Source organism: Campylobacter sp. LH-2024, from assembly GCF_048270605.1.
Classification (GTDB): domain Bacteria; phylum Campylobacterota; class Campylobacteria; order Campylobacterales; family Campylobacteraceae; genus Campylobacter_D; species Campylobacter_D molothri.
Genome location: NZ_CP168139.1, coordinates 523952 through 544066, shown reverse-complemented (window position 1 = coordinate 544066; position 20115 = coordinate 523952). Strand labels below are relative to the sequence as shown.

Annotated in this window: 20 protein-coding genes and 1 pseudogene; 10 read left to right on the top strand and 11 right to left on the bottom strand. The window is 28.7% G+C overall.

Annotated features, from left to right (window positions below; genetic code table 11):
- Positions 1-21: 21 nt before the first annotated feature.
- Positions 22-1665 carry a 4Fe-4S dicluster domain-containing protein gene (locus ACD570_RS02885; protein ID WP_337207642.1) on the top strand — a complete coding sequence of 548 codons (1644 nt, stop codon included), beginning with the start codon at positions 22-24 and terminating at the stop codon, positions 1663-1665.
- A gap of 30 nt (positions 1666-1695) precedes the next feature.
- On the opposite strand, the gene fldA is transcribed toward ACD570_RS02885, so the two are convergent.
- Genes fldA through ACD570_RS02870 form a run of 3 tightly spaced genes read right to left on the bottom strand, consistent with a single transcriptional unit; the run spans position 1696 to position 3182 of the window.
- Positions 1696-2187 carry a flavodoxin FldA gene (gene fldA / locus ACD570_RS02880; RefSeq protein WP_200280711.1) on the bottom strand — a complete coding sequence of 164 codons (492 nt, stop codon included), beginning with the start codon at positions 2185-2187 and terminating at the stop codon, positions 1696-1698.
- A complete protein-coding gene (locus tag ACD570_RS02875; RefSeq protein WP_337204513.1) occupies positions 2178-2864 on the bottom strand; it encodes a hypothetical protein in 687 nt (228 codons plus the stop codon). Before ACD570_RS02875 ends, fldA begins: the two co-directional genes overlap by 10 nt.
- On the bottom strand, positions 2865-3182 hold the full coding sequence (locus ACD570_RS02870; RefSeq protein ID WP_337207641.1) for a DUF2325 domain-containing protein: 318 nt from the start codon (positions 3180-3182) through the stop codon (positions 2865-2867). It lies immediately after the preceding gene.
- A gap of 179 nt (positions 3183-3361) precedes the next feature.
- On the opposite strand from ACD570_RS02870, the gene ACD570_RS02865 reads away from it, so the two are divergent.
- A complete protein-coding gene (locus ACD570_RS02865) occupies positions 3362-4786 on the top strand; it encodes a catalase (protein ID WP_239820027.1) in 1425 nt (474 codons plus the stop codon).
- 56 nt (positions 4787-4842) lie between these two features.
- Entirely contained in the window at positions 4843-5313 is a 471-nt protein-coding gene (locus ACD570_RS02860) for a Cj1386 family hemin-binding protein (RefSeq protein ID WP_200280723.1), read from the top strand.
- Here ACD570_RS02860 and ACD570_RS02855 read toward each other — a convergent pair whose 3' ends face one another.
- Complete coding sequence (locus tag ACD570_RS02855) at positions 5314-5982, bottom strand: helix-turn-helix transcriptional regulator (RefSeq protein WP_337207639.1); 669 nt, start codon at positions 5980-5982, stop codon at positions 5314-5316.
- Between the two features lie 190 nt (positions 5983-6172).
- Between ACD570_RS02855 and ACD570_RS02850 the strand changes: the two genes are divergently transcribed.
- The 5 genes and pseudogenes from ACD570_RS02850 (at position 6173) to ACD570_RS02830 (ending at position 11927) form a co-directional block, all read left to right on the top strand.
- The gene (locus ACD570_RS02850) at positions 6173-6535 is read left to right on the top strand and encodes a RidA family protein (RefSeq protein WP_239820029.1); all 363 of its coding nucleotides are present in this window, start codon (positions 6173-6175) and stop codon (positions 6533-6535) included.
- 2 nt (positions 6536-6537) lie between these two features.
- Positions 6538-8031: a C4-dicarboxylate transporter DcuC gene (dcuC, locus tag ACD570_RS02845; protein WP_337207638.1), complete on the top strand. Its 1494-nt coding sequence runs from the start codon at positions 6538-6540 to the stop codon at positions 8029-8031.
- Between the two features lie 12 nt (positions 8032-8043).
- Positions 8044-9207, top strand: coding sequence for a cystathionine beta-lyase (gene metC / locus ACD570_RS02840; RefSeq protein ID WP_200280750.1), 1164 nt, complete (start codon positions 8044-8046; stop codon positions 9205-9207).
- 11 nt (positions 9208-9218) lie between these two features.
- Complete coding sequence (gene purB / locus ACD570_RS02835; RefSeq protein ID WP_337207338.1) at positions 9219-10586, top strand: adenylosuccinate lyase; 1368 nt, start codon at positions 9219-9221, stop codon at positions 10584-10586.
- 8 nt (positions 10587-10594) lie between these two features.
- Positions 10595-11927 (top strand): annotated as a pseudogene (locus tag ACD570_RS02830) (MmgE/PrpD family protein).
- Positions 11928-11959: 32 nt separating this feature from the next.
- On the opposite strand, the gene ACD570_RS02825 reads toward ACD570_RS02830, so the two are convergent.
- The 5 genes from ACD570_RS02825 to gap are packed head-to-tail and all read right to left on the bottom strand — an operon-like array spanning position 11960 to position 17175.
- Positions 11960-13471 carry a hydrogenase small subunit gene (locus ACD570_RS02825; RefSeq protein ID WP_337207635.1) on the bottom strand — a complete coding sequence of 504 codons (1512 nt, stop codon included), beginning with the start codon at positions 13469-13471 and terminating at the stop codon, positions 11960-11962.
- Positions 13472-13475: 4 nt separating this feature from the next.
- Positions 13476-14300, bottom strand: coding sequence for an enoyl-ACP reductase FabI (fabI, locus tag ACD570_RS02820; RefSeq protein WP_337205026.1), 825 nt, complete (start codon positions 14298-14300; stop codon positions 13476-13478).
- Between the two features lie 3 nt (positions 14301-14303).
- Positions 14304-14975, bottom strand: coding sequence for a triose-phosphate isomerase (locus ACD570_RS02815; protein ID WP_417904370.1), 672 nt, complete (start codon positions 14973-14975; stop codon positions 14304-14306).
- On the bottom strand, positions 14976-16175 hold the full coding sequence (locus tag ACD570_RS02810) for a phosphoglycerate kinase (protein ID WP_239820037.1): 1200 nt from the start codon (positions 16173-16175) through the stop codon (positions 14976-14978). It lies immediately after the preceding gene.
- Between the two features lies 1 nt (position 16176).
- Positions 16177-17175 (bottom strand): type I glyceraldehyde-3-phosphate dehydrogenase, encoded by a 999-nt coding sequence (gap, locus tag ACD570_RS02805; RefSeq protein WP_417904369.1) that lies wholly within the window; start codon positions 17173-17175, stop codon positions 16177-16179.
- 60 nt (positions 17176-17235) lie between these two features.
- Between gap and nadD the strand changes: the two genes are divergently transcribed.
- Positions 17236-17781, top strand: coding sequence for a nicotinate (nicotinamide) nucleotide adenylyltransferase (gene nadD, locus ACD570_RS02800; RefSeq protein ID WP_200280775.1), 546 nt, complete (start codon positions 17236-17238; stop codon positions 17779-17781).
- A 28-nt stretch (positions 17782-17809) separates the two neighbouring features.
- Positions 17810-18139 carry a ribosome silencing factor gene (gene rsfS, locus ACD570_RS02795; RefSeq protein WP_200280795.1) on the top strand — a complete coding sequence of 110 codons (330 nt, stop codon included), beginning with the start codon at positions 17810-17812 and terminating at the stop codon, positions 18137-18139.
- Positions 18140-18211: 72 nt separating this feature from the next.
- On the opposite strand, the gene ACD570_RS02790 is transcribed toward rsfS, so the two are convergent.
- Positions 18212-18589 (bottom strand): DUF1090 family protein, encoded by a 378-nt coding sequence (locus ACD570_RS02790; RefSeq protein ID WP_239820040.1) that lies wholly within the window; start codon positions 18587-18589, stop codon positions 18212-18214.
- 41 nt (positions 18590-18630) lie between these two features.
- Positions 18631-20001: a phosphomannomutase/phosphoglucomutase gene (locus ACD570_RS02785; protein WP_417904368.1), complete on the bottom strand. Its 1371-nt coding sequence runs from the start codon at positions 19999-20001 to the stop codon at positions 18631-18633.
- Positions 20002-20115: the final 114 nt, after the last annotated feature.

The window sequence follows — 20115 nt, the reverse complement described above, 5'->3', positions numbered from 1 at the left end:
ATTTTTTAGAGGAAAAACTTAATGAAAGAATTTGTTTTTATAAAAAACAAAAATTTAGTCCCTTTACCTGATCAAATTGAAATTTGGGAAACAACCAAAGATGTAGAAGTTTTAATCTCTAATGATAAAAAACAAAAATCTATCATCTATGCTCCAGAAATTAATTTTTACCTTAGAAATTCTCAAGATGATGCCTTGGAAAAAGCTAAAAATATTTTAAAACTCTATCAAATTAGAAATCATATTTATGATTTGGGACTTGATTTTGAAGAAAATAAACAAATTCAAAAACGCATTATTCTCGTTGATTTAGAAGAAGAACTTGCTGATTTTCTAAAAAAAAATAATTTTAAAGTTATTACATTAAAAAATCAAGAAATCAAAGGTGTCTTTGGAACCATAGGAGAGTTATGTGCAATAATATCTGATGAAGTAGAAATTGATTTTGATATTTTAATTTTCAATCACAAATACTCAAGGAAAGATTTTTTAAGACAAAGTGGCTGTTATGATATGCAAAATTTTAAAGATAAAGAAACCTTACTTGAATTTTTAAATAGTATTGTTCCAAATTATACATATAAAAATTATTTTTCTTATGATTTAAATATATGTCAATATCATTCAAGACGTAGTGAACATTGTGCTAAATGTGTTGAAATTTGTCCTACAACAGCTATTTTAAAAGATGATGAAAATAAAAACCTAGTTTTTTCTCAAATAGATTGTTTAGAGTGTGGTTCTTGTATTAGTATTTGCCCTAGTGGATCGCTTGATAGTGCTAATTTACCTAGAAATAGCTTTTTTAAAATTTGTAATTTTTTTAAAAAAAATAAAATTGTACTTATTTCTGAAAAAATTTCTCTAGAAAATTTAAATTTAGCACTTCCAAAAAATACCTTACCACTAATTATAAAAGATGGATGGCTTACCCCTATGCATTTTTTATCTCTTTTGCAAAGCAGTGGAGCTAATATAATCTTTTTTACTAAAACATTGTCTGAAGGAAATCATGAAACCATAGAACTTTTAAATACTTTTTTTGAGAGAAAATTTAATAAAAAAGCTATTTTTGTTGCTAATAACAATGAAGAATTCATTACTCAATTAAAACAACAAGAATTTATAGAAAATTTATATTTTGAATTTCATAACAATACCCTTACAACAAGAGAAAACTTTTCCATAAGAATGCAAAAACTTATACAAAATGATGATTTTGGCTCTTTAAAAAGCGGAAATTGGATAAGATATGGCAAAATAGAAATCAATACTCAAACTTGCACTCTTTGTCTTTCTTGTGTTGGGGCTTGCAATGTAGGAGCTTTAATTGCTGATCATCAAGAAAATGCTTTAAAATTTAATGCTTCACTTTGCACTACTTGTGGATATTGCGAAGTAAGTTGTGCTGAAAAAAATACACTAAAATTAACAAGAAGCGGAATAGAATTTAATCCTGGATTTTTTAAATATCAAACAATGGCAAAAGATGAACTTTTTGCGTGTATAGAATGTGGTAAAGAATTTGCTACTAAAAAAGCTATACAAAAAATTGCAGAATTTATGAAACCTAAATTTAAAGAAGATCAAAACAAAATTAAAACACTTTATTGTTGTGCAGAATGCAAAGCAAAAATTATGATAAAAAGTATGAGTAATTTATAAATATCGACCATAAGTCGATATTTAATATTATTATGCAAAATAAGGTTTAATTTGCTCTAACCAAGCATCAATTCTTGATTCTGTTTGTTCTTCTTGATTGTCATTATCTAAAGCAAGACCCACAAATTTATCATTCACAACAGCATCACTTGCCTCAAAAGTATAACCATCAGTTGAAACTTCTCCAACTAAATTAGCACCCGCATTTTTTAAATTTTCAGCTAATTTTCCCATACCACCACAAAAAGTGTCTGAATAACTTTCACTATCGCCCATACCAAAAACAGCTACTGTTTTTCCGCTAAGACTAAGTCCTGAAAAGTCAAAACCATCCCAATCATCTTGCAAATCTCCACTTCCCCAAGTTGAAGTTCCACAAATTAACTTATCATAAGAATTAATTTTAGCTGCATCAATATCTGCAATATTTAATACATCACTAATTCCTAATTTTGAAGCAATCATATTTGCTGCACCTTCAGTGTTACCCATAGCACTTCCGTAAATTACTGCTACTGACATTTATTTCTCCTTATAAGTTGATTTGATATTTTATACGGAACTAATTTTAACATAGTTTTATTTAAATCACACAAAAAATGTTTTATTTCAACAAAATGTTTAAAATTTTTATTACGAGGACAAACAATATATAGTTTTTCAAATTTATTTTTTTTGATAAAAGTTGATATTTTTTGAACCTCATCTTCAATTTCTAAATTATAAATATCAATTTTTTTACAAAGTGCCCAAATAGCAATTTTTTTATCTATTATAATAAAATCTCTTTGTTGATCAATCATTTTATCTGAATTTTGTCTAGAAATCTTATCATACACATAATCGCTAAATAAGCTTTGTGTATTAAAATATATTCCATTATGATAAATGTTAAAAATTTGATCTAAGTCATATTTTTTTATTTTTTTTGTTTTAAAAATTAATCTTCTTGCCTGAAATCCATTACATCTAAAAACAGTTTTAATTTTTCCAAATTTTACTTTAAAAATATCTTTTATAAAATTATTAAAAACTTCTCGGATATTTTTAGCTTGTTTCCCATAAATAAGAGGAATTTTCATCTCGTCTTTTACACAAGAATTATATTGAATCAAAAAATTCATTACAAGTTCTTGTTGATCTAAAGAACGATAAATTTCGGGAATTATTTCTCTATTTTTTTCAAAACCAAACAACATTTAAAATCCTTTAGAACAGTAAATTTCCCTATTTAAATTAAAAATTTTACAATACTCACAATATACACAATTAACACTTCTTTTAGCACAAACTAATGGAATTTTTCTTTTTTTGGCTTCATTTTTAATTTTTTTCATTGTATTATGGTTTAAAAAACTTGTCAGCATAACTATACATTTTATATCACAAGGAATTGGCTTACGATTGACCCTATTTTCATTACGTGCATTCCAATGTTCAATTTTTTTAGCACCTAGATCATATAAAACAGTTTTTATAGGAGTAATTTCATCTGCACCAATAACTAAAACCGACATATGCTCTCCTTATTTTATTTTGATAATTATTATTATAATATTACTTAACTAAATTTATTTTGAATTTTATTATCAAAATAAATTTATTTCAAAAAATTATTAATTAATTAAGTTATTTTTAATTTTTATTTGAATACAATTTATTAATTAATAAAAATTATTATTTAGGAGAATTAAAAATGAAAAGAATGACAAATGATTTTGGAAATATTATTGCTGATAATCAGAATTCTTTAAGTGCTGGTGCAAAGGGACCTTTACTTTTGCAAGATTATTTATTGCTTGAAAAACTTGCTCATCAAAATAGAGAAAGAATTCCAGAACGCACAGTACATGCCAAAGGTAGCGCAGCTTATGGAGAAATGAAAATCACTGCTGATTTATCTGCATATACCAAAGCTAAAGTTTTTCAAAAAGGTGAAATTACTCCACTTTTCTTACGTTTTTCAACAGTTGCAGGTGAATTAGGTGCTGCTGATGCTGAGCGTGATGTTCGTGGATTTGCTGTTAAATTTTACACCAAAGAAGGTAATTGGGATTTGGTTGGTAATAATACTCCAACTTTTTTTATCCGTGATGCATACAAATTTCCTGATTTTATTCATACTCAAAAAAGAGATCCTCGTAGTAATCTAAGAAGCAATAATGCAGCTTGGGATTTTTGGACTTTATGCCCTGAAAGTTTGCATCAAGTTACTATACTTATGAGCGATAGAGGAATTCCTGCGACTTATCGTCATATGCATGGTTTTGGAAGCCATACTTATAGTTTTATCAATAATAAAAATGAAAGATTTTGGGTCAAATTTCATTTTAAAACCTTACAAGGTATTAAAAATCTTAGCAATAAAGAAGCTGAAGAGCTAATCGCTAAAGATAGAGAAAGTCACCAAAGAGATCTTTATAATGCTATTGAAAAAGGTGATTTTCCAAAATGGAAAGTTCAAATTCAAATTTTAGCTGAAAATGATACAGACAAGCTTGGATTTAATCCTTTTGATTTAACAAAAATTTGGCCACATAGTATTGTTCCTTTGATAGATGTTGGAGAGTTGATTTTAAATAAAAATCCGCAAAATTATTTTAATGAAGTTGAACAAGCTGCTTTTAGCCCTAGCAATATAGTTCCTGGGATTGGTTTTAGCCCTGATAAAATGCTTCAAGCTAGAATATTTAGCTATCCTGATGCACAAAGATACAGAATAGGTACCAATTATCATCTTCTACCTGTTAATCGTCCAAGAAATGAAATAAATACTTATAATGTAGCTGGAGCAATGAATAGTGATAATTATAAAAATAAAGAAGCTTACTATGAACCAAATAGCTATGATGATAGCCCAAAAGAAGATAAAAGCTATCTTGAACCTGATTTATTTTTAGATGGTTTAGCGCAAAGACATGCTCCTCTTGATCAGGATTTTTACACTCAACCAAGAGCTTTATTTAATCTTATGAATGAAAATCAAAAAGAACAACTTTTTGAAAATATTGCTAGCTCAATGGAAAATGTTAATGAAAAAATTATAGATAGGGCTTTAAAACATTTTGAAAAAATTTCACCTGAATATGCCAATGGAGTTAAAAAAGCTTTAAAAAAATAATTTTTACTTACCGCCTAAGGCGGTAAAATAAAGATTATTAATTAAAAGGAAAAAGAATGATAACTCTTAGTTTAGAAGAAGAAAAAAGATTTGAACAACTATGTAATATGGCTTTTAATTTCGCTAGAAATAATGATTATAAAAATCTTAAAATTATGATAGAAGCAGGATTAAATGTCAATTTAAAAACCCATAAAGGTGATACTTTACTTATGTTAGCAGCTTATAATAACTCCTATGAAAGTGCAAAAATGCTTTTGGAAAAAGGTGCAAAAGTTGATGAAAAAAATGATCGTGGTCAAACCCCGCTTGCTGGAGTTTGTTTCAAAGGATATTTACCTATGTGTAAACTTTTAGTTGAGTATGGTGCAAATATTGATGAAAATAATGGTTTAGGTATGACCCCTTATACCTTTGCTTTAATGTTTGGACGTAAAGAAATTTCAGCTTTTTTATTAAAAAATTCTAAGAAAAGTTTTTTAAAGAAAATTTCTTTTGCTATATTGAATTTTATAAAAAGAAAATGATTATTTTTTAAATTTTTTCAGATATCTATAAACACTAGGTTCTGAAATTTTTAAAAATTTTGCAACAATGGCTACAGCACCTTTAATATTAAAAATACCCTTTTCATAAAGGGTTTTTGCGATCTCTTCTTTTTGAGTAATGCTGAGTTGATAATTTGAATTTAAATAACTCATATCAATATTTTGAGCTAAAATTTCTTCTATAGATCGACTTAGTGTCTCTACATTAGCTAAATCATTAATTTCTAAATTACTACTTTCATCTTGGCTTAGAAATTCACCCATATCGTCTAATTTTTCTATATCTATAATTTTACAAATTGCATCTCTTATAACACTTGCATCATGATTTATGCATAAAATTCCCACAAGTTCATCAGAATTTTTTATAAAAAAAGTCGAACCTCTTACAAATTTATTTTTTTCAACCAAAGCTTTATAATCATACAAAAAATCTTTTTTTAAATAAACTTTTTTTTGTATAAGTTCACTTATAAAAGCATTTAAAGGAGATTCTAAAGTTCTGCCACTAATATGATTATTTTCAATAGCGGCAATATAAGTGCCTTTTTTATCTATAACATGAAAAACAACTTCATATTGTTTGCCTAAAACTTGCCCTAAAAATTTTGTTAATTTGATAAATTGTTCTTTTTGTTTTTCATCCATAGTTTTTCCTTAAAATTAAGAAAACTTTTTAAAAATTTTAAAAAGATTTGAATTCTAACTTTAAATTTGTAAAATTTTTCTTAAATTAATAATATTTTTTTATTATTATAATAAAAAAATATTGACAAAAATATAATTAAGATGATATTATTCTATTGAACATAAAAACATCAAAAATAAAGGAGAAAAAATGTCAAATTATCCAAAAGCTATTGGACCTTATTCAGCTTATAGAGAAGCTAATGGATTGTTATTTATTTCTGGACAACTTCCTATTAATCCTGATTCAGGAGAAATAGAAAGTGAAGATATAAAAGAACAAACTAAACAATCGCTAAAAAATATTGGAGCTATTTTAAAAGAAAATGGAATCTCTTACGATAAAGTATTAAAAACAACTTGTTTTTTAGCAAATATTTCAGATTTTGCTGCTTTTAATGAAATTTATTCTGAATTTTTCCAAGCTCCTTATCCTGCAAGAAGTGCATTTGCAGTTAAAGATTTACCAAAAGGAGCAAAGGTGGAGATAGAAGTTATTGCCTTAAAAGGATAAAAATGCTTGGTCTTGGCCTCTCATTTTTAAGCTTTTTTTTACTTATTTTTATGCTTTATAAAAAAGTCAATGCCCATATGGCATTGCTTTTAAGTGGATTTTTATTACTTAGTGCATCTTTACTTGCCACATTCTTAATTTATACTTTTCCAGAACCAATTAAATCAAATTATCCTCAAATTTACGATCATCTTAAAAATTTAAATTTTTACAATCCAAAATATTCAATATTAAGCAAAGGATCTTTAAATTTAGGTTTTTTTGATATTTTTGAAGTTTTTAACCAAACTTTATCAAAAACTTTATCAGGTCTTGGACTAACTTTGATGTGTATAGCAGGTTTTTCTGCCTATATGGATCATGTTGGGGCTTCTTATGCTCTTTTTAAAGTTTTTGAAAAGCCTTTAAAAATGGTAAAATCACCCTATATTTTGCTTATATTTGCATATTTTATTTCTCAATTTTTAGTTCTTTTTATACCTTCTCATGCTGGTTTAGCACTTTTATTAATGACAACCATGTATCCTATACTAATTCGAACCGGAGTGTCTAAATTTTCGGCTTTAAGTGTAATTGCAATTTGTCAATATATCGATCATGGTCCTGGAAGTGGTAATGTTATCATGGCTTCAAATGTAGCTAAGATTGATCCTGCATTTTATTTTGTTCATTATCAACTTCCCATAACCCTACCCATTATTATAACTGTAGCTATTTCTATTTATTTTTGCAATTATTTTTTTGATAAAAAAGAACATTTTGTATTTGATCCTAACAAAGTTGAAGAAGAGCTTAATAAAAATAAAGAACAAGAAATAAAAAAACCACCTACAATATACGCTCTTTTGCCCATTATACCCTTAATTTTAATCTTAGGTTTTAGTTCTGTACTTGATAGCATTTTAGCTTTATTGCAAATTGATTATAAATCAAGCATTAAAATCAATGTTCCTGTTGCTATGATAATTTCAACTTTTATAGCTATTATTTTTGAAATGATACGCTATAAAAATATTGTTGAAACTTTAAATTCAATAATGATTTTCTTTAAAGGCATGGGACATTTATTTGTAATTACAGTTTCACTTATCGTTTGTGGTCAAGTATTTGCTAGTGGGCTTTTATCAGTAGGTTTTGTAGATACTTTAGTAGAAATTTTAAAAAATGCAGGTGTTGGGGTATTAACTATAATTATAGCTATTTCTATACTCCTTGCTTTTTGTGCTTTTTTAATGGGATCTGGAAATGCTGCATTTTTTAGTTTTGCCCCACTTATTCCAAATATAGCAAAGCATTTTGGAGTTGAAACTATTTCTATAATAACACCTATTCAAATCATGACAGGTTTTGGAAGATGTGTTAGCCCTATTGCTCCTGCAATTTTAGCCATATCTGCTATGACAAAAGTTAGCCCATTTGCAATAGTAAAAAGAACAGTTATTCCTATGCTAGTAGCAAGTATTACTAATATTATAATGACTTATATTTATCTTTAAAAAGGAGAAAAAATGAAACCAAAAACTAAATTAATCCATCAAGGAAGAGGTGATCAAAATGCTGAAGTAAGATCGGTAAATCCAACTCTAATGCGTGCTTCAACCATACTTTTTAAAGATCATGCAACTTGGCAAAAATATAAAGAATTAAGAAAAAGCGAGAGAGTTTTAAGTTATGGAGCAAGAGGCACTGCTACTAATTTTGAGCTTGAAAAACTTATATGTGAATTAGAAGGAGGATATAGAGCCCAACTTTTTCCTACTGGACTTGCAGCCTTAGCTATGGTACTTTTAAATTATGCAAGTAAAAACGCACATTTTCTAATTACAGATGCTATTTATGGGCCAGTAAGAACTATTTGTGATAAATTTTTAAAAAAAATGGGCATTGAAGTTGATTTTCTAAAAGCTGATGCAAGTGATGTAGAAGAAAAAATCAAAACCAATACTAAGCTGATTTTATGCGAAAGTCCAGGATCTATACTTTATGAAATCATTGATTTGCCAAAACTTTGCAAAATCGCACATTCTCATAATATCCCAGTTGCTATTGATAATACTTATTCAAGTGGATATTTTTTAAATCCTTTAAAGCTTGGAGTTGATATTTCAGTTATTGCTGCAACAAAATATCTTAGTGGACATTCAGATGTTACCATGGGTATAGTAATTTGTAATCAAAAAGAATGGCAAAATTTCAATGAACTCCCAGAGGATTTTGGATTTACTACAAGTCCTGATGATGTGTATTTAGTACTTAGAGGCATGAGAACTCTAGATATAAGAATGAAAGCTCATGAAAAAAGTGCCGATGAAATAGTTGAATTTTTAAAAACAAGAAAAGAGATTAAAACTATTTTTTACCCAAAGCTCAAATCTCATCCAAATCATGAAATTTTTATACGTGATCATAAAGGATCTAATGGAATGATCACTATAGAATTTAATGATAAATACAATCAAAATGATGCCATTACTTTTGTGGATTGCTTAAAATATTTTTCTATAGGAGCAAGTTGGGGTGGCTATGAAAGCTTAGCTACAGTAACAACCCCTCCTAGAACTGTAAGCGATTGGAGTCATAGGGGTCCATTTGTTAGATTTCATATAGGATTAGAAGATACCAAAGATCTCATAGCTGATCTAGAACAAGCTTTTGAAAAAATTAAAAAATAAAAGGAGAAAAAATGACTGGAATAAGCGTATTTGATCATAAATTATTAGCAGATTCTTGGAGCACTCAAGATATGCGCACTATCTTTTGTGAAGAAAATCGTATTCAAAAATGGCTTGATGTTGAAGCAGCTTTAGCAAAAGCTCAAGCAAAACTCAATATCATTCCTAAAAAGGCAGCAGATGAAATTGCTAAAAAAGCACATTATAAATTCATGGATATGGAATTTATTTTTGCAGAATTTAAAAAAACAAAACATCCTTTAGTTCCTACTGTAAGAGGTTTAGAAAAAGCTTGTAAAGATAATTTAGGAGAATTTGTTCATTTTGGCGTTACTACTCAAGATATTATTGATACGGGCATTGTATTGCAATTTAAAGAAGCAATGCAAATTATCAAACAAGAATTAAAATTAATTGCCAAAGCTTTAGTAAAACTTGCCAAAACTCATAAAAATACCGCAATGATGGGAAGAACTTTAGCTTTACAAGCTTTGCCAATAACTTTTGGACATAAAGTATCTATTTGGCTTAGTGAACTTGATCGCCATTTTGAAAGAATATTAGAACTTGAAAAAAGACTTTATGTTGGAAGTATAGTAGGAGCTGTTGGAACTAAAGCGAGTTTAAGTGATAAAGCTAATGAAGTTGAAAAACTAACTTTAGAAAATTTAGGACTTGATGTGCCAAATATCTCTTGGCAACCTGCACGCGATCGCTTTATAGAATTAGGATATGTTTTAGGCAATATCAATGCAACCTTTAATAAAATTGCCCACCAACTTCTTATACTTTCGCATAATGAAATTGATGAAATAGCAGAACCTTTTGGAAAAGGACAGGTAGGATCTAGCACTATGCCCCATAAAAGAAATCCTGCAATCAGTGAAAATGCCGTTACAGTAAGCAATGCTTTAAAAGCAAATTTAGCCATACTTAGTGACATAGAAAGACATGAACATGAAAGAGATGGACAAGTTTGGAAAATGGAATGGAAGCTTTTACCTGAAATGTTTTTAATGCTTTCTGTAGTTTTAGCTAATATGAAATTCGCCCTTAGTGATTTAGAAATTAAAAAAGATAAAATGCTTAAAAATTTAAATACTCTTAATGGTTTTGTTTTAGCAGAACGCGTTATGTTTGCATTAAGTGATTACTATGGAAAACAACATGCACATGAAATTGTTTATGAAAATGCTATGTTAGGAATTGAAAAACAAAAAACTTTTAAAGAAGTTTTAATCGCAGATAAAAGAGTATCTAAAGTATTAAAAGAAAAAGAAATTGATGCTTTACTTGATGCAACTACCTATGTAGGTTATGCACCAAAACTTGTGGATGAATTTTTAGCAAAAATCAAAAATAGTGCTATTTTAAAATAGGAAAACAAATGTTTTATAGTGAAAAATTCGCTGATTTTATCACAAAGTTAAATTTTAATGATATACCCCAAAATGTAATTCAAAGAGCTAAAGAACTTATGCTTGATAGTCTTGGAACAGCCTTAGCTGCCCACAAAGAAGAATGTGTTTTAAATGCTTTAAGTGCTTTAAAAACTAGTGGAGATACAGTAGTTTGGGGTCAAAAAGAAAAAATAGACGCTATTAATGCAACTATGATTAATACAATCGCTTCTCATGCTCTTGATTTTGATGATACACACACAGAAGCGATTTTGCACGCTAGTGCTTTTTTAACACCTCTTTGTCTTAGCTATGGTTTTAGTATTTGTAAAAATGCTGAACAAATTTTAAAAGCCTTTATTGTTGGCTGGGAGGTAGCTGCTAGAGTGGGCATTGCAAGCAAGGGAAGTTTTCATCAACGTGGTTTTCATACAAGTGCTATTGCTGGAATTTTTGGAAGTGTTAGCGCAAGTGCGGTTTTATTAAATTTAAATAAAAATCAAATCATCAATGCTTTAGGACTTGCTGGAAGTTTTGCAAGTGGAGTGAATGAATTTTTATCCAACGGATCTAATTCCAAAGTTTTACATCTAGCAAATGTTGCAAAAAATGGTAATTCTAGTTGCAAATTTAGCCAAAAATAATATGAGTGGACCTTTAAGTATTTTCGAAGGAAGAGATAATATTTTTAAATGTTTTGGTATAGAAAAAAACTCAGATAAAACAGAACTTGATAAAGCCTTAGGTCAAATTTGGCAAATTATGCAAGTTTCTATTAAGCCTTACCCAAGTTGTCATTTTACGCATGGTTTTATAGAGTGTGCTATTTCTTTAAAAAATGATGGTTTAAAAGCTGATGAAATAAAAAATATCCATTGTTTTGTTGATGAAGTCCCTATTTCTTTTATTTGCGATCCAATTGAAAAAAAATACCAACCAAAGACTGCCTATGAAGCTAAATTTTCCTTACCTTTTTTAATAGCCTTAGGTTTTTTTGATGGAAAAATTACATTAAAATCTTATGAAAACTTAACACGCACAGAGCTTATAAACTTTACGCAAAAAATTAGCTATGAGAAAAAACAATCCACAGGTTTTCCAAAATATTTTCCAGGACATTTAAAAGCAACTCTAAAAAATGGAAAAATTATTCAAAAAGATATTCTTATCAATAAAGGAAATTTTGATAATCCTTTAAGTTTTGAAGAATTAAAAGAAAAATTTTTAAATAATGCTAAAATGAGTCTTACAGAAGAAAAAGCAAACGATGTATTAAAGCAAATTATAAATTTAGAAAATCAAAATAATTTTATACTATAAATTAATGACTTTTGTTTAAAAACAAAAGTCTCTTATAGATTAACAATTTTTGGATTATTAAATTCTAATATATCCTTAACACTCTTTTCAAAAGCTTTTAAAATACTAAAAGCAATACCCTCAAAATCAAGCCCACCACAAAGATAAATCAAAGGCATACGAAAAGATTTACTCACATCAAGTTTAGGTTTTTCACCGTTCAAATTTAATTTAAAATCATAAGGGCTAGCATGTTTAAAAGTATAATTTTGCGCTGCATTTAAAAAATCTTCTTTATTTTTTAAAAATTCTCCCTTAGCTAAAATAAAATTAATTTCAAGATATTTCCAAAAATCATTCGAAATATTTGAATTTTCATCAAAACTTTTTTCTATAAAAACATAGTTTTTTTCAAAACTTTTTTTATAATTCTCAACCAATAAAGCCCCTAGTTTATTTTTAGCTATATTTTGCAAAATAAGTTTTATATTACTCTCAAATTCAAAATCTATGTTCGATAAAATTTCAATTTGTTCCTCTAAAACAAATTGAGTTGAAAAATCTTTATTTTGTAATTTTGCATAAGAAAAAATATTAGCCATAGGTTTTTCGTAATGGCCAAATTCATCCCAAAAATTCTTTTCACTACAGGCAATACAGCCATGCCCAGAAGCAACAGGCCAAGAGGTTTTAGAATTAAATTTAACCTTTGGACAATTATTGTAAGTATAGGGCCCTTTACAGCCTATTTTAAAAAGACAGGCTCCTTTTTTTGCTGCTTCATCATCAAAATGTTCTGCAAAAATTCCACTCTCAAATTTAGCTTTTCTTTCGCACATATCATGCAAACATTTACCATAAGCCCATACAGGACGATTTTGTTCATCCAATTCTGGAAGAACTCCAAAAAGTGCAAAAAATGCTAAATTTGAAACAATATTTATATCACTTGGTGGACAACCTGGTATATTAACTACTTTTTGAGTTAAAACTTCAGAAATTCCACAAGTTTTACTAGGATTTGGATACGCAGCTTGAATCCCTCCATAGGAAGAACAAGTCCCGATTGCATAAATAGCTTTAGCCTTTTTAGCCAATTTTTGTAAAATTTCATGGCCGCTTTCAGCATTAGCACCTATAGTTAAGAAAAAAGTGTCAATTGCAGCAACACCACCTTCAACTGCTAAAAGAAAATCTCCTTTATCTAAAACATCTTCCAAAAGCTCTTCCGCTTTTGTTCCATTTGCGGCCATTAAAGTTTCATGATATTCTAAAGAAAAAAAATCAAATATAAATTCATCAAAACTCGGTAATTCAGAACGTAATAAACTCTCACTGCAGCCGGTACATTCACAAAGATGAAGCCAAACTACTTTCATTTTTGGAGCTATTTCAAAAAATTGTTTAGCTAAAGATGGAATTTCATTTCCTAAGGATAAATACTTAACAATGTTTTTTACACTTTCTTCATTGATAATCCTCTTATCTTTTGAACTTGAATTTTCAATTTCAATTATACGGTTTTGAAGTATGATTTTTAATTCTTCATTGCTAAGCTTTGCCATTTTTTTATCCTTTTATATTGTCCCAACAAAGAACAGTGTTACCATTTTCATCTTTTTCAACATCACCCATTCCCATGATATTATATCCCGCATCTACATAATGAATTTCTCCACTGACTCCACGCGATAAATCACTAAGTAAATACATAGCTGAATTTCCAACATCTTCTATACTAACATTACGTTTGAGTGGAGCATTAACTTCATTATATTTTAATATCATTCTAAAATCCCCTATTCCACTAGCTGCTAGAGTTTTTATAGGGCCTGCTGAAATAGCATTAACACGAATTCCTTTAGAACCTAAATCTCTTGCTAAATAACGCACAGAACTTTCAAGTGCTGCCTTTGCTACACCCATAACATTATAATGTGGTATATATTTCATCCCACCAAGATAGCTTAAAGTTAAAATAGAAGAATTTTTATTTAATACAGGCAAAATAGCACGAGTTAGAGAAAGTAAAGAATATACAGAAGTTCCCATAGCTATATCAAAAGCTTCCTTTGAGGTTTGCAAAAAATCATTTTCTAAGGCTTCTTTAGGAGCATAAGCAACTGCATGTACAAGAAAATCAATATTTCCCAAATCCTTTTTAATTTTATCTCCAATATTAGACAAATGTTCTTCATTATTTACATCAAGCTCATAAACAAAATGAGAACCAAGCTCCTCAGCAATAGGCTCTACACGTTTTTTTAAAGCATCATTTAAAAAAGTAAAAGCTAAATCAGCACCTTGTTCACGACAAGCTTTTGCTATACCATAAGCAATGGATTTATTATTAGCAACTCCTACAATCAAACCCTTTTTACCTTTCATTATCATCTTTTATCCTTTAATTAATTTTATAAAATTCTCAACTTTTAAAGCAGCAGATCCTATCAAAACTCCTCCGCATTCTTCAATACTTAAAATTTCTTTTATATTATTTTCATTGACACTGCCACCATAAAGTAAAGGTGCTTGGGTTAAAGTAACTAAATATTTAAGAACGCTACCAATATCTTTAGTATTTGCACTAACTCCAGTCCCAATAGAATAAATAGGCTCATAAGCGATAATTAAATTTTCATATTTTAAATCGATTATATCAAGCTGGGATTTTAAAAATTCTAAAGTTTTTCCAGAATTTTTTATTTTTAAATCTTCTCCTATGCAGAAAACTATTTTAAAACAATATTCTTTTGCAAAATCAAATTTAGCCTTTATAAAAGCCTCGTCTCCCAAATTTCTTCTTTCAGAATGTCCAATCAATACACATTTAATACCAAATTCATCTAAATGTTCTTTTCCAAGTTCGCCTGTAAAAGCTCCATTAATACAAGGATAAAAATTTTGTGCTCCTTGTATAAAATTAGTTTGAGATTCTAAAAAGGCAATACTAGGCGGAAAAACGATAATATCATCGCATTTTGCACCCATAGTTTTATTTAAAATATCGGCATAATTTTTAAAACTTGCTCTAGTATGGTTGCATTTTAAATTTGCAGCAAAAATCATTTAATTCTCCTTTACTCTTAAAACCTTAATACCTGGAAGTTCTTTACCCTCTATAAGTTCAAGAGAAGCTCCACCTCCTGTTGAAATAAAAGTCATTTCATCTGCATCTCCAGCACGTGCAACCACATCAGCTGTATCTCCTCCACCTACAACAGAAGTAGCATGTCCCTCGCTGATATAATGACTCATTTTTATACTGCCTTTTGAAAATTTATCAATCTCGAAAACACCCATTGGGCCATTCCACCAAATTGTTTGCGCATCTGAAATTGCTTCTTTAAATAGTCTTACACTAGCAGGTCCAATATCTAATCCCATCCAACCATTAGGAATTTCTTGAATAGGAGAAAACTTCATAGGAGCATCTTGAGAACAAGAAGGAGCAGTAACAACATCTACAGGTAAATATATTTTTACTCCCAAATCCTTACCTTTGGTTAAAATTTTATAAGCTTCTTCTAAAAGTTCTTCTTCTAAAAGCGAATTTCCTACATCATAACCTAAGGCTTTTAAAAAAGTAAAAGCCATACCCCCGCCAATAATTAATTTATCCACTTTAGGAAGTAAATTTGTTAAAGCTTGCAATTTTCCGCTCACTTTAGAACCCCCTACAACTGCAACAAAGGGACGAACCGGACGTTTAATTAAATTAATCGCAAAATCAATTTCTTTTTGAAGTAAAAATCCAGCTCCTTTATGATTTTCATCAAAAAATTCAGTAATAGCTTCAACGCTTGCATGCGCTCTATGGCAAACACCAAAAGCATCATTGATATAAATTTGAGCCATCAAAGCGAGTTCTTTGGCTAAATTTTTATCATTCTTGGTTTCGCCTTTTTCAAAGCGTAAATTTTCAAGCATTAAAATTTGACCTGCTTGCAAAGTAGAAGCTTTATTTTTTGCATCATCCCCAATAACATCTTTAGCAATAATAATTTCTTTATCTAAAAGTCTAGATAATCGTTTAGCAATAGGATCTAAAGAATATTTAGAACTAATTTCCTTTGGACGTCCTAAATGTGAAGCTAAAATAATACTACAACCATGATCTAAGCAATATCTAATAGTAGGAATAGCTGAACGAATACGCCTATCATCTGTAATATTTAAAAAATCATCTTGTGGAACATTAAAATCACATCTTATAAAAACTTTTTTATGATCTAAATCAAGATCTTTAATTGAAATAATATCATTCATTTTAATTCCTGTTTGCAATATAAACGGCCATATCAACTAAACGACTTGAATAACCCCATTCATTATCATACCAAGCAATTACTTTTACCAAATCATCAGCTATAACCTGAGTTAAATCACTTGCTAAAATCGCACCATAAGAACAAGTAATAAAATCGCTTGAAACACGCTCTTCATCATCTACCATTAAAAGGCCTTTTAAATTTGAGTTTGAAGCCTTTCTAAAAGCATCATTAATTTCCTCTTTTTTAACCTTACAATCAAGTAAAACAGTTAAATCAACACTTGATACATCAACAACAGGAACGCGCATACTTTGTCCATGAAGCTTACCATCAAGTTCTGGCATAACAAGCTTCATGGCTTTAGCAGCACCTGTAGAAGTTGGAATAATATTTTGTGCTGCAGCACGTGAGCGACGCTTATCTCTAGCTTTAGCATCGATAATACTTTGTCCATTAGTATAAGCATGTATAGTTGTCATCAATCCTTTTTTTATTCCAAAATTATCTTGTAAAACCCTGCAAACTGGGCCTAAACAATTCGTAGTACAACTTGCATTGGAAATAATTTTTTCTCCATGATAAAGATCAGAATTAACACCTAAAACATAAGTAGGGGTATTATCTTTTGCAGGAGCACTCATTATAACTTTTTCTATACCCATATTTAAAAATTCTTGACATTTTTCTGTAGTCAAATGCGCTCCTGTACATTCTAAGACGATTTGAGCTCCATATTTTGCAAAATCAAGATCTTTAACACTGCGACTTTTGAAAACCTTGATTTTTTTATTATTAAGAATTAAATCATCACCTTCACTTTCTACACTTCCTTTAAATTCTCCATGAACCGTATCGTGTTTAAAAAGATATTTTGCAAGCTCTATATCAGTAGTATCATTAATAGCTACAAGCTCTATATCATTCCTTTGTAAAATAATCCTAGCAACACATCTACCAATGCGTCCAAAACCATTAATAGCAACTTTTACGGCCATTTTATTTTCCTTTGCAAATTTTTTATGTTAATATTCTACTAAAAAAAGGTTAAAAAATAGATGAAAATCGCACTTTTTGGAGGCAGCTTTGATCCACCACATAAGGGGCATGACGCTGTTATAAAAGAAGCTTTAAAAACCATTAATATTGACCAATTAATTATTATGCCAACTTTTATTAACCCATTTAAAAAAGGATTTTTTGCTAATGAAGAAAAAAGATTAGAATGGGTAATTAAACTTTGGGGCAATTTAGATAAAGTAAAAATTTGTGATTTTGAAATAAAACAAAAACGCCCTGTTCCAAGTATAGAGAGCGTAGAATATCTTTATAAAATTTATCAGCCAAGTAAATTTTATTTTTTAATTGGTGCTGATCATTTAGAAAAACTCCATCTTTGGCATCAATTTGAAAAATTAGCTTCTTTAGTTGAATTTGTCATCGCTAAGCGAGATAATATAGAAATTCCAGAACAATTTAAAGATTTAAAAACCGATATTAAAATAGCTTCTTCTTTTATAAGAAATACTCTAAATACAGATGAAGTATGTGAAAAAATTAAAGATGAAGTGCGAAATTATTATAAAAAATTTCAAAAAAATTGATACAATTTCAAAAAAATAAAGGAAAAAAATGCAAGAAAGAATTGACTTAATCGTTAAAATTTTAGATGAAAAAAAAGCAGAAGATATAAAAACTTTTGATATGAGTAAAGAAGAATATTTTGTAAAATACGTTATTATAGCTGCAACCTTAGGAGAAAAACACGCTTTATCTTTAATTGATGAATTAAAAACCAAACTCAAAAGCAAAGGTGAAGAATTTTTAAATATAGACAGCAGTGAAGAATGGAGTGTGATTGATTTGGGTGATATTCTAATCCATCTTTTAACACCTCAACACCGAGGAATTTATAATATAGAAGAATTATTAGAAAGTTTAAAAAAAAATAAAACTAACTAAACTAAAATATTCTCTATGTTTTATAAACCCATAGAGAATAAATTTTAAGCAAAATTATCAATAATAATCAAATTAAAGATGATCAATATAATCTTCAATCTCTTTTTTAATTTGATGTTTTTGCTCTTTTAAGGCCTTTTTCTTAGCCTTATACTCTACTTTACTCATATAATCCTTTTTTTCTTCTAAAGCATGAAGTTCTTTTTCTATTTTTTCAACTTCTTGTTCTTTGAGCTTTTTAGCCTCTAATTTTTTATCATAAAAAAGAGGATCTTTTTTACAATTATTTTGCACTTCTTTTAAAACAAGCTCTAAAGTTGATTTTTTAGCAATATTATTATGAATTTTAGCATATTCTATTTCTTTACTAATGCGATCTATATTTTTATCACACTCATTTGAAAACGCCATAGTGCATAATGTAGCCATTAAAATCCATGTTTTTTTCATCAATCACTCCTTGAAATAAAATTTCAAAAAATATTACTTAATTAATTCTTAAGTTTATCTTTTATTTGATTAAATAAATTCATAACTTTTTCTTGAATCTCACTTGCTTTTTCTAAAGAATTTGCTTCAAAGCGAGTGATAAGATATGCACTTGTATTAGATGCCCTAAGCAAAGCCCAACCATAGCCAAAATCCATTCTCGCTCCATCAATTTCACAAAGACTTTTCACACCCTCTAAAGCACCATTTTCAACTGCTTTTTGAAATTCACTAACAATTTGAAATTTCTCTTCTTCATTTACTGGAATTTTAATTTCTGGCGTGGTATATAATTTAGACAATTCTTTAATCATACTTTCTAAATCAAATCCCTTATAAACAAGTTCTAAAGCTCTTAAAAAGGCATAAATTCCATCATCATATCCAAAATATCTATGCTTGAAAAATATATGTCCGCTTACTTCCGCAGCCAAATCAATATCTTTTTCTTTCATCATTTTTTTAATATTTGAATGTCCAGTTTTTCCCATAAAAATAGTCCCAAATTTAGCAACCTCATCAAAAAGATTTTTACTACATTTTACTTCTCCTAAAATTCTAGGATTTGGAATATTTTTGGCAAATAAATAGCAAAGCTCGTCTCCACAAAAGATATGAGTTTTACTTAAAGCTACCATTCTATCAGCATCACCATCAAATGCAAAAGCGAGTCCATAATCTTCGTTTTGATTTAAAAAATTCTTCACAGCTTCCAAATTTTGTTCTTCTGTTGGATCAGGATTATGATTTGGAAACCGTCCATCGGGATCGACAAACATAAGATGGGCTTTTAAATTTAAAGCTTTTATTAAAGGCTCTATTACAACTCCAGCTGCTCCATTGCTACAATCAATAGCAAATTTATAATGAAAATCTTTTAAAAAACTAAATTGTTTAGTCATAAATTCCACATAAAGGCTTAAAATATCATAAGGTTGTGCATCAAAATTATCTTCTATTTCATCATCTAAATGTTTATAAACTTCTTTAGAAAATTCTTTTAATTCAGTCCCAAAAAAACTTTCTTTACCTATAGTAATTTTAAAACCATTATATTCTTTTGGATTATGTGAAGCCGTAATCATAATATTTGCATCAAATTTTAATCCTTCATAGAGACTAAAATATCCAAGTGGAGTTGGAGTAAGTCCTATATTATAAACCTTAATACCTGCTTTATTTAATCCACTAACCAGATATCCAAAAAGTTCTTTAGCACTATATCTTGCATCATAGCCCACGCTTACATTCTTACAACCTCTTTGAAGCATAGTTTGTCCTAAACAAAAACCTATTGCTTTAACGCTTTTTTCATGAAGTTCTTTTCCATAAAGTCCACGTATATCATATTCTCTAAAAATTACATCAAGCATATATAAATCCTTAAAATCATTAAAAATTTTTCAATATAATAAATTTTTAGTTATTAAGATAAAGAAAATTTTGGTACAATTTTACATTAATTTCACTAAATAAAGGAAATTTTT

Coding starts and splice junctions, on each gene's coding strand:
- ACD570_RS02810 (WP_239820037.1), bottom strand. CDS start 16,175: ATGAATGATATTATTTCAATTAAAGATCTTGATTTAGATCATAAAAAA.
- purB (WP_337207338.1), top strand. CDS start 9,219: ATGACTGGAATAAGCGTATTTGATCATAAATTATTAGCAGATTCTTGG.
- ACD570_RS02855 (WP_337207639.1), bottom strand. CDS start 5,982: ATGGATGAAAAACAAAAAGAACAATTTATCAAATTAACAAAATTTTTA.
- ACD570_RS02825 (WP_337207635.1), bottom strand. CDS start 13,471: ATGGCAAAGCTTAGCAATGAAGAATTAAAAATCATACTTCAAAACCGT.
- ACD570_RS02815 (WP_417904370.1), bottom strand. CDS start 14,975: ATGATTTTTGCTGCAAATTTAAAATGCAACCATACTAGAGCAAGTTTT.
- dcuC (WP_337207638.1), top strand. CDS start 6,538: ATGCTTGGTCTTGGCCTCTCATTTTTAAGCTTTTTTTTACTTATTTTT.
- gap (WP_417904369.1), bottom strand. CDS start 17,175: ATGGCCGTAAAAGTTGCTATTAATGGTTTTGGACGCATTGGTAGATGT.
- ACD570_RS02875 (WP_337204513.1), bottom strand. CDS start 2,864: ATGTTGTTTGGTTTTGAAAAAAATAGAGAAATAATTCCCGAAATTTAT.
- ACD570_RS02870 (WP_337207641.1), bottom strand. CDS start 3,182: ATGTCGGTTTTAGTTATTGGTGCAGATGAAATTACTCCTATAAAAACT.
- ACD570_RS02865 (WP_239820027.1), top strand. CDS start 3,362: ATGAAAAGAATGACAAATGATTTTGGAAATATTATTGCTGATAATCAG.
- metC (WP_200280750.1), top strand. CDS start 8,044: ATGAAACCAAAAACTAAATTAATCCATCAAGGAAGAGGTGATCAAAAT.
- fabI (WP_337205026.1), bottom strand. CDS start 14,300: ATGATAATGAAAGGTAAAAAGGGTTTGATTGTAGGAGTTGCTAATAAT.
- nadD (WP_200280775.1), top strand. CDS start 17,236: ATGAAAATCGCACTTTTTGGAGGCAGCTTTGATCCACCACATAAGGGG.
- fldA (WP_200280711.1), bottom strand. CDS start 2,187: ATGTCAGTAGCAGTAATTTACGGAAGTGCTATGGGTAACACTGAAGGT.
- ACD570_RS02850 (WP_239820029.1), top strand. CDS start 6,173: ATGTCAAATTATCCAAAAGCTATTGGACCTTATTCAGCTTATAGAGAA.
- rsfS (WP_200280795.1), top strand. CDS start 17,810: ATGCAAGAAAGAATTGACTTAATCGTTAAAATTTTAGATGAAAAAAAA.
- ACD570_RS02790 (WP_239820040.1), bottom strand. CDS start 18,589: ATGAAAAAAACATGGATTTTAATGGCTACATTATGCACTATGGCGTTT.
- ACD570_RS02885 (WP_337207642.1), top strand. CDS start 22: ATGAAAGAATTTGTTTTTATAAAAAACAAAAATTTAGTCCCTTTACCT.
- ACD570_RS02860 (WP_200280723.1), top strand. CDS start 4,843: ATGATAACTCTTAGTTTAGAAGAAGAAAAAAGATTTGAACAACTATGT.
- ACD570_RS02785 (WP_417904368.1), bottom strand. CDS start 20,001: ATGCTTGATGTAATTTTTAGAGAATATGATATACGTGGACTTTATGGA.